We start from the raw sequence: 238 nt of genomic DNA, 5'->3' as shown, positions 1-238 counted from the left end.
GCTATAGATTCATTGAAGATGATAAGTTCAGTAAAGAAAAGGCATATGAACTATTAAAGAATAATTTTTGTGAAAGTGATTTTATCTAGGAGGTAAATTATGAAAGTAACAGGAACACTGATAAATTACTATTTTCACTGTAAGAGACAATGCTACCTATTTGGTAATAAGCTTAATCTAGAAAATAATTCAGAGGATGTTATGATTGGAAGAGTATTGCATGAACTAAAAAATGATG

The 238-nt window shown here is 28.2% G+C and carries 1 protein-coding gene; it reads left to right on the top strand.

Annotated features, from left to right (window positions below; genetic code table 11):
* Positions 1-99: 99 nt before the first annotated feature.
* Positions 100-238: Dna2/Cas4 domain-containing protein (locus tag ACX6CF_RS26725; RefSeq protein ID WP_458788416.1), on the top strand; the 139-nt coding region annotated here is incomplete at its 3' end.

The sequence above is a fragment of the Vallitalea sediminicola genome (assembly GCF_054408565.1).
Note: the sequence above shows the minus strand (reverse complement) of the source record. Positions and strands in the feature narration are given on the sequence as shown.